Source organism: Nocardioides rotundus (genome assembly GCF_019931675.1).
GTDB lineage: Bacteria > Actinomycetota > Actinomycetes > Propionibacteriales > Nocardioidaceae > Nocardioides > Nocardioides rotundus.
This window is the reverse complement of record NZ_CP082922.1, coordinates 1,208,006-1,222,400: the sequence shown is the minus strand read 5'-3', so window position 1 is coordinate 1,222,400 and position 14,395 is coordinate 1,208,006. Positions and strand designations below refer to the sequence as shown.

17 protein-coding genes are annotated in these 14,395 nt (G+C 72.5%); 5 read left to right on the top strand and 12 right to left on the bottom strand.

The genetic code is table 11. The features are described 5' to 3' along the window. Positions 1-71 precede the first annotated feature (71 nt). Positions 72-896: a GNAT family N-acetyltransferase gene (locus K8W59_RS06075; RefSeq protein WP_223398033.1), complete on the top strand. Its 825-nt coding sequence runs from the start codon at positions 72-74 to the stop codon at positions 894-896. A 71-nt stretch (positions 897-967) separates the two neighbouring features. Here the strand turns inward: K8W59_RS06075 and recO are convergent, their stop codons facing one another. The 4 genes from recO to K8W59_RS06055 all read right to left on the bottom strand — a co-directional run bounded on the left by recO (position 968) and on the right by K8W59_RS06055 (position 5,105). Continuing rightward, entirely contained in the window at positions 968-1,696 is a 729-nt protein-coding gene (gene recO, locus K8W59_RS06070) for a DNA repair protein RecO (protein WP_223398030.1), read from the bottom strand. Between the two features lie 28 nt (positions 1,697-1,724). Continuing rightward, positions 1,725-2,585 (bottom strand): alpha/beta fold hydrolase, encoded by an 861-nt coding sequence (locus K8W59_RS06065; protein ID WP_223398023.1) that lies wholly within the window; start codon positions 2,583-2,585, stop codon positions 1,725-1,727. An 86-nt stretch (positions 2,586-2,671) separates the two neighbouring features. Continuing rightward, complete coding sequence (gene leuA, locus K8W59_RS06060) at positions 2,672-4,417, bottom strand: 2-isopropylmalate synthase (RefSeq protein WP_223398019.1); 1,746 nt, start codon at positions 4,415-4,417, stop codon at positions 2,672-2,674. Positions 4,418-4,607: 190 nt separating this feature from the next. Next, complete coding sequence (locus K8W59_RS06055) at positions 4,608-5,105, bottom strand: hypothetical protein (RefSeq protein WP_223398014.1); 498 nt, start codon at positions 5,103-5,105, stop codon at positions 4,608-4,610. Between the two features lie 101 nt (positions 5,106-5,206). On the opposite strand from K8W59_RS06055, the gene K8W59_RS06050 reads away from it, so the two are divergent. The 3 genes from K8W59_RS06050 to K8W59_RS06040 are packed head-to-tail and all read left to right on the top strand — an operon-like array spanning position 5,207 to position 7,417. Then, positions 5,207-5,692, top strand: a complete 486-nt coding sequence (locus K8W59_RS06050) for a flavodoxin family protein (protein WP_223398011.1) — start codon at positions 5,207-5,209, stop codon at positions 5,690-5,692. Between the two features lie 58 nt (positions 5,693-5,750). Further along, on the top strand, positions 5,751-6,569 hold the full coding sequence (locus tag K8W59_RS06045) for a septum formation family protein (RefSeq protein WP_223398007.1): 819 nt from the start codon (positions 5,751-5,753) through the stop codon (positions 6,567-6,569). Then, complete coding sequence (locus tag K8W59_RS06040) at positions 6,566-7,417, top strand: septum formation family protein (RefSeq protein WP_223398006.1); 852 nt, start codon at positions 6,566-6,568, stop codon at positions 7,415-7,417. The genes K8W59_RS06045 and K8W59_RS06040 overlap by 4 nt, the downstream gene beginning before the upstream one ends. A gap of 5 nt (positions 7,418-7,422) precedes the next feature. Here the strand turns inward: K8W59_RS06040 and era are convergent, their stop codons facing one another. From era to K8W59_RS06010, 6 genes are all read right to left on the bottom strand, one after another. Continuing rightward, entirely contained in the window at positions 7,423-8,388 is a 966-nt protein-coding gene (gene era / locus K8W59_RS06035; protein WP_223398005.1) for a GTPase Era, read from the bottom strand. Continuing rightward, entirely contained in the window at positions 8,385-9,167 is a 783-nt protein-coding gene (locus K8W59_RS06030; RefSeq protein WP_223398001.1) for a siderophore-interacting protein, read from the bottom strand. The genes era and K8W59_RS06030 overlap by 4 nt, the downstream gene beginning before the upstream one ends. After that, positions 9,164-9,517, bottom strand: coding sequence for a cytidine deaminase (locus K8W59_RS06025; RefSeq protein ID WP_223397997.1), 354 nt, complete (start codon positions 9,515-9,517; stop codon positions 9,164-9,166). Before K8W59_RS06025 ends, K8W59_RS06030 begins: the two co-directional genes overlap by 4 nt. A 30-nt stretch (positions 9,518-9,547) precedes the next feature. Then, positions 9,548-10,009 (bottom strand): rRNA maturation RNase YbeY, encoded by a 462-nt coding sequence (ybeY, locus tag K8W59_RS06020; protein WP_223397994.1) that lies wholly within the window; start codon positions 10,007-10,009, stop codon positions 9,548-9,550. Then, a complete protein-coding gene (locus K8W59_RS06015; RefSeq protein WP_223397990.1) occupies positions 10,006-11,016 on the bottom strand; it encodes a PhoH family protein in 1,011 nt (336 codons plus the stop codon). The genes ybeY and K8W59_RS06015 overlap by 4 nt, the downstream gene beginning before the upstream one ends. 75 nt (positions 11,017-11,091) lie before the next feature. Continuing rightward, positions 11,092-11,442 carry a histidine triad nucleotide-binding protein gene (locus K8W59_RS06010; RefSeq protein ID WP_223397986.1) on the bottom strand — a complete coding sequence of 117 codons (351 nt, stop codon included), beginning with the start codon at positions 11,440-11,442 and terminating at the stop codon, positions 11,092-11,094. A gap of 84 nt (positions 11,443-11,526) precedes the next feature. Between K8W59_RS06010 and K8W59_RS06005 the strand changes: the two genes are divergently transcribed. Continuing rightward, a complete protein-coding gene (locus K8W59_RS06005) occupies positions 11,527-12,480 on the top strand; it encodes a Gmad2 immunoglobulin-like domain-containing protein (RefSeq protein ID WP_223397984.1) in 954 nt (317 codons plus the stop codon). 2 nt (positions 12,481-12,482) lie between these two features. Here the strand turns inward: K8W59_RS06005 and K8W59_RS06000 are convergent, their stop codons facing one another. Together K8W59_RS06000 and dnaJ are read right to left on the bottom strand one after the other, a co-directional pair. After that, positions 12,483-13,223 carry a 16S rRNA (uracil(1498)-N(3))-methyltransferase gene (locus K8W59_RS06000; RefSeq protein ID WP_223397981.1) on the bottom strand — a complete coding sequence of 247 codons (741 nt, stop codon included), beginning with the start codon at positions 13,221-13,223 and terminating at the stop codon, positions 12,483-12,485. Beyond that, positions 13,223-14,389, bottom strand: coding sequence for a molecular chaperone DnaJ (dnaJ, locus tag K8W59_RS05995; RefSeq protein ID WP_223397978.1), 1,167 nt, complete (start codon positions 14,387-14,389; stop codon positions 13,223-13,225). The genes K8W59_RS06000 and dnaJ overlap by 1 nt, the downstream gene beginning before the upstream one ends. Between the last annotated feature and the right edge of the window lie 6 nt (positions 14,390-14,395).

Here is a 14,395-nt window from a genome sequence, read left to right as displayed (position 1 = left end):
TGACTCCCCGACGGCGGGCCGGCGGAGGGAATCCGGTTGAGCGGCTCGTCGAAGGCCGCCAGGGTGTCGTCGTGACCTCACCTGCCGCGCCCGGGACGGGCGATCTGCTGCGCGCGTACGACGACCAGCTGCGCGAGCGGCTCTCCTCGGCGCTGACCCAGGTCCGGCTCGGGCCGCTCGTGCTCGCGACCTACCTGGGCGGGCGGGGCTTCGTGACCTATCGCAGCCTGGAGGAGGACGGCCGGCCGGCGACCGAGGCCTCGGTACGACGTTTGGTCGAGCAGGCCATGGCCCGCTACGAGGCCGCACCGGAGATCGCCTACGTGGAGTGGAAGACCCGCGGGCACGACCACGCGCCCGGGTTGCACGAGGCACTCCTCGACCACGGCTTCGCCCCCGACGAGCCGGAGTCGATCATGATCGGCGAGGCACGGCTGCTCGCGCAGGACATCGGGCTGCCCGCTGGCGTGACCGTTCGGCGGGCTGTCGACGAGGACGACGTACGGCGTATGCACGTCATGCAGTCCCGGGTGTTCGGCGACCCGCCGGAGCGGGCCGAGGCGCACCTCGGCCAGATCCTGCACCGGCTGCGCACGCGCAACGACATGGAGCTGTGGCTGGCCGAGGCCCATGGCGAGGTGATCAGCGCCGGCCGGCTGGAGCCCGAGCCGGGGACCGACTTCGCCGGGATCTGGGGCGGAGCGACGACCCCGGAGTGGCGTGGACGCGGCGTCTACCGGGCCCTCACCGCCGCGCGGGCCAGATCGGCGATCGCCCACGGCAAGCGCTGGATCACCAGCGACTCCACGGAGTTCTCCCGGCCGATCCTGGAGCGGTCCGGCCTGGTGAAGGTCTCCACGACGACGCCGTACGAATGGCGACGCGGTACGGCGTGAAGTAGCGCCGACTCGCGGTCAACAAGCGCCGACTCGGGGTGAAGTAGCGCCGACTCGGCGGGGAGGAGGGGTCAGCGGGAGACGTGCTCCAGGGAGCGCAGGCCGCGCTCGAGGTGCCAGGCGAGGTAGGCCGCGACCAGGCCGCTGGCCTCGCGGAGGTTCCGCTCCGGGGTGGCGCGCACGACCGCCCACTCGCCGGCGAGCAGGGCGCCGAGCGCGCGCACCGTCTCCTCCCCCATGGTCGCCGAGCCGGGCAGCCGGCAGTCCGGGCAGAGCACGCCGCCGCCGGCGGGGCTGAACCACCGGTGCGGCCCCTCCTCACCACAGCGGGCGCAGTGCTCGAAGCTGGGCGCATAGCCCGCGACCGACAGCGACCGCAGCAGGTAGGAGTCCAGGATCTGGCCCGGCGCGTGCTCCCCGGCCGCCATCGCCCGCAGCCCGCCGACCAGGAGCAGGAACTGCTGGGTCGCGGGCTCCTTGTCCTCGACCACCAGCCGCTCGGCGGTCTCCAACATCGCGGTGCCGGCGGTGTAGCGGTCGTAGTCCGCCCCCAGCCGGCCGGCGAAGGGGTCCAGCGTCACGGCCTGGGTGACCACGTCGAGGGTCCGCCCCTCGGCCAGCTGCAGGTCGACATGGGTGAACGGCTCCACCCGCGAGCCCCAGCGCGACGTCGTCCGCCGCACCCCGCGCGCGACCGCGCGGACCCGGCCGTGGTGGCGGGTCAGCAGGGTGATGATGCGGTCGGCCTCGCCCAGCTTCTGGGTGCGCAGCACGATCGCCTCGTCGCGGTACAGGGGCACCGCACCATTGTCCCCCGCCGGCGAAGCGTCAGGAGGTACGGCGCGCCCGGCGGGGCTTCCCGCGCCAGCACTCCAGGGCGAACCCGACGGCGGCGTCGGTGAGCCGGTCGGGGTGCATCCGCCACTCCAGGATGCTGCTGGCCCGCTCGAAGCGGGCGCCGGGCACCTCGCGGGCGAGCATGTCGGCGTCCACGAAGGGGTGGATCGGGTCGATCGGGTGGCCCACGACCAGGGTCGGGGTGGTGATCTGCCGTCGCTGCTTGGCCGACGGCGCGACCCGGCCGAAGATCACGCCGTGCAGCAGGGCGGCCATCGAGTCCGCGCGGTGGTCCAGCGTGTCCAGGCCGACCCCGGCCCAGAACGGCACGATCCCGCGAGGCACGGCGCGGCTGAGCCGCCGTACCCCGTTGACCGTGAACGGCAGGTAGCGCGCGGCCAGCATCATCGGCACGAACGCCACGATCCCGGCGATCAGCGCGTTGTTGAGCACCGGCATCTCGATGACCAGGCCGCGCACCCGTGCGGGGTCGAGTACGGCGGTCTCCAGCGCCACGTTGGCCCCCAGCGAGGAGCCGCCGACCACCGCCTGCTCGGCGCCGAGGTGGTCCAGCAGCGCCACGACCTGCTCGGCGAACGCGGTCATGGAGTAGACCAGCGGGTCGGCCGGCTGGTCCGACCGTCCGTGGCCGAGCAGGTCGAGGGTGACCACATGCAGCCCGGCCGCCGCCATCTCCCGCGCGAGCGGCTGCTGCATCCGCCGCGGGAACAGCAGGCCGTGCAGCAGCACGACCCACTCGTCACCGGACCCGTACTCGGTGTACTCCAGCCGGTCCCGGGAGCCGTCCTCGCTCTCGAGGAAGAACTGGCCGATCCGCTCGCTGACCAACATGGGGGCAATCTAGCCCGGGACGACGCGGTTGGTGACATGAAATGCCCGGCCGGTGTCATGTGGGTGCATGAAATGCCCGGTCGGCGTCAGGCGCGGTTGATCGCGCTGATCACGGCCTTGAGCGAGGCGGTGACGATGTTGGCGTCCAGGCCCACGCCCCAGAGGATCTGCTCGCCGACCGCGCACTCGACGTACGCCGCGGCGATCGCGTCCCCGCCGGCCGACAGCGCGTGCTCGTGGTAGTCGAGCACCCGGATGTCCCAGCCCCGCTCGGCCGCCTCGGGCAACTCGTTGACCGCGGCCACGAACGCGGCGATCGGGCCGTTTCCCTCGCCGGAGAGCGTGCGCAGGGTGCCGTCGATGTAGACGTTCACCTCGAGTCGGTCCTGTCCGCCGGTGGCGCTGGAGGTGTGCACGGAGTTCAGCTTCAGCGGCGCCTCGCGGTCGAGGTACTCCGCTCGGAAGGCGGTCCAGATCTGCTCGGGCGTGACCTCGCCGCCCTCGCTGTCGGTGCGCGCCTGGATGGCCCGGGAGAACTCGATCTGCGCCCGGCGCGGCAGCTCCAGCTTGTGCTCGTTCTTGAGGATGTAGGCCACGCCGCCCTTGCCGGACTGGCTGTTGACCCGGATGACCGCCTCGTAGGAGCGGCCCACGTCCTTGGGGTCGATCGGCAGGTAGGGCACCGCCCAGGGCTGGTCGTCCACGCCGACCCCGGCGGCCGCCGCGTCCCGCTCCAGGTGCTCGAAGCCCTTCTTGATCGCGTCCTGGTGGGAGCCGGAGAAGGCGGTGTAGACCAGGTCGCCGCCGTAGGGGTGCCGCTCGTGCACGGGCAGCTGGTTGCAGTACTCCACGGTACGGCGGATCTCGTCGATCCCGCCCTCGATCGCGAAGTCGATCTGCGGGTCGATGCCCTGGGTGAACAGGTTCAGCCCCAGCGTCACCAGGCACACGTTGCCGGTGCGCTCGCCGTTGCCGAACAGGCAGCCCTCGATCCGGTCCGCCCCGGCCAGGTATCCCAGCTCGGCCGCGGCGACCGCGGTGCCGCGGTCGTTGTGCGGGTGCAGGGAGAGGATGACGTGCTCGCGGTGGTGCAGGTGCCGGCCCATCCACTCGATGGAGTCGGCGTAGACGTTGGGCGTGGCCATCTCCACCGTGGCGGGGAGGTTGATGATCACCGGCTTCTCCGCGGTGGGCTCCCAGACGTCGAGCACGGCGTTGCACACGCGGACGGCGAACTCCAGCTCGGTGCCGGTGTAGGACTCCGGGGAGTACTCGTAGAAGATCTCGGTGTCCGGCACCAGCTGCTCGAACTTCTTGCAGGTGTGGGCGCCGCGGACGGCGATGTCGAGGATCCCGTCCTCGTCCATCCCGAAGACCACTCGCCGCTGCAGCGTCGAGGTGGAGTTGTAGAGGTGCACGATCGCCTGCTTGGCGCCCTGCAGCGACTCGAAGGTCCGCTCGATCAGCTCCTCGCGGGCCTGGGTCAGGACCTGGATCACGACGTCGTCGGGGATCAGGTCCTCCTCGATCAGCATCCGCACGAAGTCGTAGTCGGTCTGCGAGGCGGCCGGGAACCCGACCTCGATCTCCTTGTAGCCCATCCGCACCAGCAGCTCGAACATCTGCCGCTTGCGGGCCGGGCTCATCGGGTCGATGAGCGCCTGGTTGCCGTCGCGCAGGTCGACCGCGCACCAGCGCGGCGCCTGGGTCATCCGGTTCGCCGGCCAGGTGCGGTCGGCGAGGTCGACAGGGATGAACGGCACATACCGCTGGAAGGGCATGCCGCTGGGCTGCTGGGGGAACCGGTCGTGGGCCGGGGAACTGCTGATCATGAGAGGTCCTCTACGTCGCTGGGCTGGCGGCGCCGGTGCGCAGGTCTGCGTCCCGCAGCGAGGAGGACCGGCTGTTTCAGGCCCCGCTGCGGCAGCGAAGGAGGAGGCTGCGCGTCATGATGCACTCAGGCTAGCAGCACCGGACGCGACCCTCCTCCCCCGCGGTCGCAAGGGACCGGATGGCGGACGCTCAGCCGGAGGTGACGCAGGACTGGAGCGCCTGGCCGAGGTCCTGGCCGGCCGTGGACTTGCCCTGGAACTGGTCGACCAGGAACGAGTTCAGCCGCTCGTCGGTCAGCTCCTTCTCCACGCACTTCTGGGCGTCCTTGGGCATGCCCTGGGACTCGAAGCCCTTGACCATCATCGCCTTGACGTCGGTGCAGTCCTGGAAGACCGACGCCGCGCTCTCGGCGTCGTCCTTCGACATCTTCACGTTCCCCACGTCGTTGTTGGCCTTGAGGTCGCTGGTGATGATCTTGTACTTCTGCAGCTGCTCGGTGCCGATCTCGGAGACGAAGCCCTCGCCGACGCAGTCGGCCTCGGACTTCTTGACCGAGAAGTCGGAGTCGCCCCCGTCCTGCATCTGCTTCGAGATGGCCTGGGCCGCCTTCTCGTCGTCGCCGTTGCCGCAGGCGGACAGAGGCAGCACGAGCCCGAGCAGGGCCGCGCCGATCACGCGCTTGTTCATGGGGTTCCTCCCGTGGTGAAGAAAGTCGTTCGCGAAGTAGTCCGCACCGACGGTATCCCGTCGCCCTGCGCGGACGCGCCGGGGGCGACTAGCGTGAGCGGATGCCTCGCCTGCTGGTCGTGCACCACTCGCCCACCCGCTCGGTCTCCGCGCTGACCGACGCCGCGGTCGACGGCGCCCGGGACGAGGCGCTGGAGGGCCTCGAGGTCGTCGTACGCCCCGCGCTGGAGGCCACCGCCGACGACGTGCTCGCCGCGGACGGCATCGTGCTCGGCACGCCGGCGAACTTCGGCTACATGTCCGGAGCGCTGAAGCACTTCTTCGACAGCACGTTCCTCTCCGTGGGCGGCGCGCTGTCCGACGACGGCAGCGCGGGTGCCGGCGCCGGCGGATCGCTGCCGTTCGGTCTCTACGTCCACGGTCGGTACGACGTCACCGGCGCCGTCCGGGCGGTGCTCTCGATCACCGGGGCGCTGCCGTGGCGACAGGGTGCCGCCGTCCTGGAGGTGCTCGGCGACGTCGAGGACGCCGACCGGGATGCGGCCTACGAGCTGGGCGCCACGATCGGTGCGCTGATCCTCGATTGACCTCGCGCCTGACCTACCATGGGCCACCGACCACGACCGTAGAGCCCAGGAGCGACCGATGCGAGCCGCTGCCCTAGCGCTGTGTGCGCTGCTCGCGCTCACCGGCTGCTCCGGCAGTGCCGTCCCGGGCCTGGCGCCCGACGACCAGGGGGCCGACCCCGATCCCGCTCAGGTCGACGCGGTCGAGGCACCCGAGCTCGACGCCTGCCGGATGCTGACGCCCGAGGACGTGGCTCAGCCGACCAACGCGACCAGCACGGTCCCCTGCAGCCAGCCGCACACCGCCCGCACCTACGCGGTCGGGCAGCTGCCCTCCCGCTTCGACGAGGCGGAGCGCGACTCCCGGCAACTCGGCGCGTTCGCCTACGACACCTGCGGCACCAAGTTCCGCCGCTTCGTCGGCGCCGACGAGTCCATCGCCATGCGCACCGTGCTGAGCTGGGCGTGGTTCCGGCCCTCGCAGGAGGCGTGGGACGAGGGGGCGCGCTGGTACCGCTGCGACCTGGTCGGCGGAGGCGAGCAGAGCAAGGAGTACGTCCGGCTGCCCGCGCAGTCCCGCGGCCTGCTCCTCGGTGGGCAGCCGCCGGACCGGTGGATGGTCTGCGCCGTGGGGCCGGCCGTCTCGGGTTCGGTGAAGGTGCCCTGCAGCCAGAAGCACGACTGGCGCGCGATCTCCACGGTGGTGCTGGGCAAGGCGGACGACCCCTACCCCGGCGACCGCGTGGTCGAGGTTCGCACCCGCGAGTTCTGCTCCGACCAGGTGGGCGCGTACCTGGAGTACCCCGTGGACTACGACTTCGGCTACACCTGGTTCCACGAGGCCGAGTGGGATGCCGGCAACCGCCGGTCGGTCTGCTGGGTGAGGACCGACGCATGACACGTCCGGCCACCCGGCTGTGTGCCCTGGCGATCGCCGCGGTCCTGCTGCTGCTCTCCGCCTGCAGCGCCGGACAGCCCGCCGAGGACGCGACGTCGGCTCCCTCGGAGAGCCCGAGCACGAGCGCCACACCGACGCCCACGCCGGCGTCCGAGCCCGCCCGGCCCCCCGTGCCGGCCTGCTACGACCTCGACTACGACCAGGCGGTCAAGCCGACGACCGGCGCCGACCCGGTGCCCTGCGGCGACCGCCACACCTCCAGCACGTTCTTCGTCGGCGAGGCCGACTCGGTCGTGAGCGGGCACCTGCTGGCCGTGGACTCCGACCGGGTCCAGCGCCAGATCGCCGAGGCGTGCCCGCGTCGCCTGCCCCGCTTCCTGGGGACGACGCCGCGCGAGCTGCGGCTGAGCATGCTCCGCGCCATCTGGTTCTCCCCCAGCATCGAGGCCTCCGACGCGGGCGCGAACTGGTTCCGCTGCGACGTGATCGCCCTCGCCGACGACCGGCAGCTGGCCCGGCTCGAGGGGCGGATGCGCGGGGTGCTCGGCACCGCGGCCGGCCGGGAGCGGTACGGCGTGTGCGGCACCACCAAGCCGGGCGCACCGAAGTTCCGCCGGATCGTCTGCGCCCGGCCGCACTCCTGGCGCGCGATCGACTCCTTCGACGGCCCGGCGGGCCGCTACCCCGGCCCTGCTCGGCTGCGCTCCATCGGCGAGGACATCTGCCAGGCGGCCGCCCGCTCCCGGGCCGCGAACAGCCTCGACTACGAGTGGGCGATGGACTGGCCGACCCGCGAACAGTGGCGCGAGGGACAGCGCTGGGGGCTGTGCTGGGCCCCGGACGCCTGAGGCGGTCAGAAGCCGAGCTTGCGCAGCTGGCGGGGGTCGCGCTGCCAGTCCTTGGCGACCTTGACCTGCAGGTCGAGGAAGACCGGCGTGCCGAGGAGCGCCTCGATCTGGGTCCGCGCGGCCCGGCCCACCTCGCGCAGGCGGGCACCGCGACGGCCGATCACGATCCCCTTCTGCGAGTCGCGCTCGACGTACACCACCGCATGGATGTCGAGCAGCGGCCGGTCCTCGTCCCGGCCCTCGCGCAGCCCCATCTCCTCGACCACCACGGCGATCGAGTGCGGGAGCTCGTCCCGGACGCCGTCCAGGGCGGCCTCCCGGATCAGCTCGGCGGCGAGCGTCTCCTCGGGCGCATCGGTCAGCTCGCCGTCGGGGTAGAGCGGTGGTCCCTCCGGCATCCGCGCGAGCAGCAGGTCGGCCAGCAGGTCCACCTGGTCGTGCGCATGCGCGGACACCGGCACGATCTCCTCCCACTCAGCGCCGGTCTCCCGGCCCAGCTCGGCGACAGCGAGCAGCTGGGCGCCGACCTGCTCGGGCGTGGCGAGGTCGGTCTTGGTGACCACCGCGATCCGGGGGGTACGGCGCACCTTGGCGACCTCCGAGACCAGGAAGCGGTCCCCCGGGCCGGGCTTCTCGTTGACCGGGAAGCAGCAGGCCACCACGTCCACCTCCGACCACGTGGTGCGGACCAGGTCGTTGAGCCGCTCGCCCAGCAGGGTGCGCGGGCGGTGGAGGCCCGGGGTGTCCACCAGGATCAGCTGGCCGTCCGGGCGGTGCACGATGCCGCGCACGGTGGAGCGGGTGGTCTGCGGCTTATCGCTCGTGATCGCGATCTTCTGCCCGACCAGCGCGTTGGTCAGCGTGGACTTGCCGGCGTTGGGGCGGCCGACGAAGCAGGCGAAGCCGGAGCGGAAGCCCTCGTCGAAGGCCGGCATCGCCGGTGCGGGAGCCGGGGGTGGCAGGTCGCTCATGAGTCCTCACCCTCCCGGGCGGCGTCGTAGTCCGCCCAGATCTCCTCGTCGGTCTTCCCCGCGGCCTTGCCGGCGCGGTAGATCGGCCCGGGGTCGACCGCGCGGGGCTGCCGCCGGGCCCCGCCGCGCCAGTAGCCCATCACGTCGTAGTCGCTGCTCGGCAGCTGCCGCACCCGCATCAGGTGCTTGCGGATCGCCCGCATCTGCGCGGACTCCCCGGCCATCCAGAAGTAGCCCGTGCCCTCGGGCCACTCCAGGCCCTCGACGGCCTCGGCGAGCGCGGAGGCGCCCTGGCCCGGTGGGGCCAGCCAGGTGACGCTCGCCGAGGCGGGCAGGTAGCCGGGCAGGTGGTCGGGGGCCTCGGCGAGGATCCGCACATCGGCGACCGGGGTCTCCTCGGCGATCCGGGCCATCGCGGGCATCGCGGTGAGGTCGCCGACCAGCAGCAGCCAGCCGGCGCTCGGGGGCGGGTCGTAGGAGCCCTTCGGCTCGGTCACGGTGACCGTGTCGCCGACGCAGTCCTGCATCGCCCACTCCGTCACCAGCCCCTCGTCGTGGACCACCACGTCGAGGGTGAGCTCGCCGCCGGCCCACGAGCGGACGGTGTAGTAGCGGGACTGGAACTGGCCGGGCACCACGAGCCCGACCCACTCGTCGGGGATCCCGGTGGACGCGAAGCCGGCCAGCCCGTCCCCACCGAGCACGAGCCGCACCAGATGCGGGCTGAGCTGCTCGCGACGCAGCACGGTCGCGGCGAGCTGCTGGGCGCGGGTGCTCACCGGCCGCCGCCGTCGGTGATGTCGGTGCGCGCGATCGTTCCGCTGTGGTCGCCGACCAGGACGGGTACGGCGCCTCCGGCGAGCTCCCCCGCGGCCGCGGCGTCCACGTCGACGTCGGGGTCCTCGACCAGCACGACGGCCGCCTCCAGGCCTCGGGCACCCGAGGAGACCGCCATGGCCACGCAGACCTGGAGCGCGGTCAGGGTCAGCGACGGCAGCGCGACGCTGGCGCCGGCGTAGGTGCGCCCGTCGTTGTCACGGACCGCCGCCCCCTCCTCCGCGCCGGTCCGGGCGCGCACGGACCGGGCGAGGGTGACCAGCTTGGCGTCCTCGGGGGCGAGCTCAGGCATGCCCACCAGCCTAGGGCTCCCGGCCGGCTCTCACGCGCCCGCGTCCGAGGACCGCCACTGCTGCAGCAGGTCGGCCTGGAGTCCGAACATCTCCCGGTGCTCCTCGGGCTCGGCGTGGTCGAAGCCGAGGAGGTGCAAGATCCCGTGCACGGTGAGGAAGTCCAGCTCGGCCACCGTGCCGTGGCCGGCCTCCTCGCCCTGCCGCTCTGCGACGACCGGGCACAGCACCAGGTCCCCGAGCACGCCCTCCTCGGGCTCTTCGTTGACCAGCCCGGGGCGCAGCTCGTCCATCGGGAAGGCCAGCACGTCGGTCGGGCCCTCCTTCTCCATCCACTGCTCGTTGAGCTCGGCGATGGTCTCCTCGTCGACCGCCTTGATGCACAGCTCCGCGAGCGGGTGCACCCGCATCCGGTCCATCACGAACCTGCCGAGCTCAGAGAGACGGCGTACGTCGACGCCGCGGCCCGACTCGTCGAGCACCTCGATGCTCACCGGCGCTCCTCCCGGCGGGCCTGGACCTGCTCCTCCTGCCGCGCGTCGAAGTCGTCGTACGCCGCGACGATCCGGCCCACCAGCTTGTGCCGGACCACGTCGTGAGAGGTGAGCCGGTTGAAGGAGACGTCCTCGATGCCGGTGAGGATCTCCGAGACGATCCGCAGGCCCGAGCGGGTCCCGCCGGGCAGGTCGACCTGGGTGATGTCGCCGGTGACCACGATCTTGGAGCCGAAGCCGAGCCGGGTCAGGAACATCTTCATCTGCTCCGGCGTGGTGTTCTGCGCCTCGTCGAGGATCACGAAGGAGTCGTTGAGGGTGCGCCCGCGCATGTAGGCCAAGGGCGCCACCTCGACGGTGCCGGCGGCGATCAGCTTCGGGATCGACTCCGGGTCCACCATGTCGTGCAGGGCGTCGTAGAGCGGCCGCAGGTAGGGGTCGATCTTCTCGCTCAGCGTCCCGGGCAGGAAGCCCAGCCGCTCGCCGGCCTCGACCGCCGGGCGGGTCAGGATGATCCGGTTGACCTCCTTGGCCTGCAGCGCCTGGACCGCCTTGGCCATCGCCAGGTAGGTCTTGCCGGTGCCGGCCGGGCCGATGCCGAAGGTGACGGTGTGCTGGTCGATCGCGTCGACGTACCGCTTCTGGTTCAGCGTCTTGGGGCGGATGGTGCGACCGCGGTTGGAGAGGATGTTGAGGCTCAGCACGTCGGCCGGCCGCTCCTGGGTCTCCTCGCGGAGCATGCCGATGATCCGCTCGACCGACTCGGGCGTGACGCCCTGACCGGTGCGGATGATCGTCACCAGCTCGTCGAGCAGCCGCTCGGCCAGGGCGACCTCGCCGGGCTCGCCGGCCAGGGTGATCCGGTTGCCGCGGACGTGGACGTCGGCGGCGAAGGCGTCCTCGATCAGGGCCAGGTGCTCGTCGGCGGGGCCGAGGACGCTGACCATGTCGACGCTGGGCGGCACCACGACGGTGTGCCGAGTGGTCTGGGTGGGTGTCTGTGTCATCGCCCCTCCAGTCTAGGGCGGTCCGCCAGGGGTTTTCCCGCCCGTCCCGGACGTGGGGGCAGGCGGTGGTCCGGCTCAGCCGGGCGGCCAGGCGAAGTCGCGTCCGCCGAGGACGTGCAGGTGGGCGTGGAAGACCGTCTGCCCCACCCCCGCGCCGGTGTTGAACACCGCGCGGTAGTCCTCCAGGCCCTCCCCCGCGGCCACCTCGGCCGCGGTGGTGAAGACCCCCGCGAGCGCGTCCGGGGCGTTCCGGGCGAGCTCGGCCGCGTTCGGCTGGTGCACCTTGGGGATCACCAGCACGTGCGTCGGCGCCTGCGGGTTGATGTCGCGGAAGGCCACCGCCTCGTCGTTCTCCAGCACGATGTCGGCGGGCACCTCGCCCGCGACGATCTTGCAGAACAGGCAGTCCGGGTCCCGATCGCTCATGACAGGCAGCATAGGCACGACCCGCCCGGAGTGTCGCGGGTGCAACCGACCACCAGCCTCATGCGTCCCACTAGCGTGATGACCATGACCCTCTCCCATGCCCTTCGCCGTTCCGCGGTCGTAGCCACCACCGTGCTGCTCGCAGGCTGCGGGTCCCAGACCGCCGACCAGGCATCCTCCGACACCTCCGGGTCCCCCGAGGGCGAGTCCTCGAGCGCCGCCGAGGACTCGCCCTCGCCGACCCCCGAGAGCGAGTCCAGCGCCCCGGCCGCCGCCTCACCGCCCTCCTCAGGGTCATCGGCCGAGGGTCGGACGGTGGTGCCCGTCTACTACGCCGTGAGCACGCAGAAGGCCGGACCCCGGCTGGTCCGCGAGTTCACCGGCGTGGAGTCCGAGGACCCGCTGCTGGCGGCCGCGAACCTGGTGACCTCCGGCGACCCGGCCAACGACACCTACCGCACCCTGTGGCCCGGCGGAGAGGTCACCGGCGTCCAGGACGACGAATCCACCATCACCGTCGCCCTGGCCGACAACGGGCTGAGCCGCCGCCCGCAGGGGATGACGGCACGTCAGGCGCACCAGGCGATCCAGCAGATGGTCTACACCCTGCAGGGCGTCGCCCAGGCCCGACGGCCGGTCACTTTCACGTTCGAGGGCGAGCCCGCCATGGTGCTCGGCATCGACACCAGCAACGGCATCCGCCAGGACCGCGCCCTCAAGGCGCTCAACCTGGTGAGCATCACCACCCCGGAGGCCGGCGCGAGCCTGACCGGGAGGCAGATCCGGATCGAGGGCGTGGCGAACTCCTTCGAGGGCAACGTCGTGTGCCGGCTGATCCGGGACGGCGAGGTGCTCTCGGAGGCGCCGTTCACCGCCGAGAGCTACATGGGCGACAAGCTCTTCCCGTTCGAGGGGCGGCTGCCGCGCAAGGGCGCCGAGCCCGGCCCGGCGACGGTCCGCTGCTCCACCGACGACCCCACGGGCGGGTCCGAGGGGTCGGGGATCTTCAACGACGAGCGGGACGTCACCCTGCGCTGAGGTCAGCGCCAGCGATCGGTCCGCGACAGCAGGGCGGCCACGGCGGCGACGCCGGCGGTCGACGTGCGCAGGACCTCGGTTCCGAGGCGTACGTCGACCGCGCCGGCCGCCGTCAGCGCGTCGACCTCGGCGTCGGTCAGGCCGCCCTCGGGGCCGACCACCACGAGGATCGTGCCGTCCGCGGGCAGCTCCACCCACGCGAGGGCCCGCTCGCTCGCCTCGTGCAGCACGACCGCCAGGTCGGCGTCGGCCACCAGGGCGGCGACGTCGTCGGTGGAGTGCAGCTCGGTCACCTCCGGCAGCCAGGCCCGGCGCGCCTGCTTGGCCGCCTCCCGGGCGGTGGCCCGCCACTTCGCGACGCCCTTGGCGGCCCGCTCGCCGCGCCACACGGCGACCGAGCGCTCGGCGGCCCACGGGACGATGGTGGCGCAGCCGATCTCGGTGAGCATCTCCACCGCGCGCTCGCCGCGGTCGCCCTTGGGCAGGGCCTGCACCACGGTGACCGCGGGCCGGGGCTCGGGCAGCCGCTCGACCTCGAGCACGGTCACCTCCAGACGACGCTTGCCGGCCTCGGCGACCTCGCCGAGCACCCGGGTCCCGGCGCCGTCGGTGAGGACCAGCCGCTCGCCGGCGCGGAGCCGGCGTACGGCCACCGCGTGATGCGCCTCGTCCCCCTCCACGGCCACCGTCGCACCCGGGACGGCCTCGCCCAGCGCGTCGACCAGGTGGGTCGGGAGGGACATCAGTGCTGGTTGAACGCGTCGCGGAATCGGCTGAAGACCGACTTCTGCTCGGGCCGGACGTCCCCGGTGGGCGACTCCTCCTTGCGCAGCCCGGCGAGCTCGCGCAGCAGCTCTCGCTGGCGGTCGTCGAGCCGGGTGGGGGTCTCCACGTCCACGGTGACGACCAGGTCGCCCCGGCCGCCGCGCAGTCCGGGCACGCCCAGCTCGCGCTGCACCAGCTCGGTCCCGGACTGGGTGCCGGGCTTGATCTCCACCTCGAAGTCGCGCTGCACGTCGTCCTCGGCGTCGTCCAGGTCCGCCTCGAGCGTCGGCAGGGTCAGCGTGGTGCCCAGCGCGGCCGCGGTCATCGGCAGCGTGACGGTGCAGTGCAGGTCGGCGCCGTGGCGGGTGAAGCGCGGGTGGGGCTCGACGTGCAGCTCGACGTAGAGGTCGCCGGCGGGCCCGCCGCCGGGGCCGACCTCGCCCTCACCGGACAGCTGCACGCGGGTGCCGTTGTCGACGCCCGCCGGGATCTTCACCGTGAGGCTGCGGCGGGCGCGGACCCGGCCGTCGCCGGAGCACTCGCGGCACGGGTCCTCGATCAGGGTGCCGTAGCCGCGGCAGGCCGGGCACGGACGCAGGGTCCGGATCTCCCCGAGGAGCGAGCGCTGGACCTGGGCTACCTCGCCCTGGCCGTGGCAGGTGGTGCAGGTGACCGGGTGGGTGCCGGGGGCGGTGCCCTCGCCGTGGCAGGTGGTGCACTCCACCGCGGTGTCGACCTTGAGCTCGCGCGCGGTGCCGAACGCGGCCTCGGCCAGGTCGATGTCCATCCGCACGAGCGCGTCCTGGCCGCGGCGCTGCCGGGGTCGGGGGCCGCGGCCCTGCTGGGCGGCGGCGCCGCCGAAGAAGGCGTCCATGATGTCGGTGAAGGAGAAGCCCTGGCCCTCGGCGCCGCCGAAGCCGCCGAAGCCGCCGAACGGGTCACCCCCGCGGTCGTAGGCAGCGCGCTTCTGGGGGTCCGAGAGCACCTCGTAGGCGTGCGAGACGGCCTTGAAGCGGTCCTGGGACTCCGGGTCCGGGTTCACGTCGGGGTGCAGCTGGCGCGCCAGCTTGCGGTAGGCCCGCTTGATGGCGTCGCCGTCGGCGTCGCGGTCGACTCCGAGGAGCTCGTAGAGGTCCTGGCTCACTGTTGG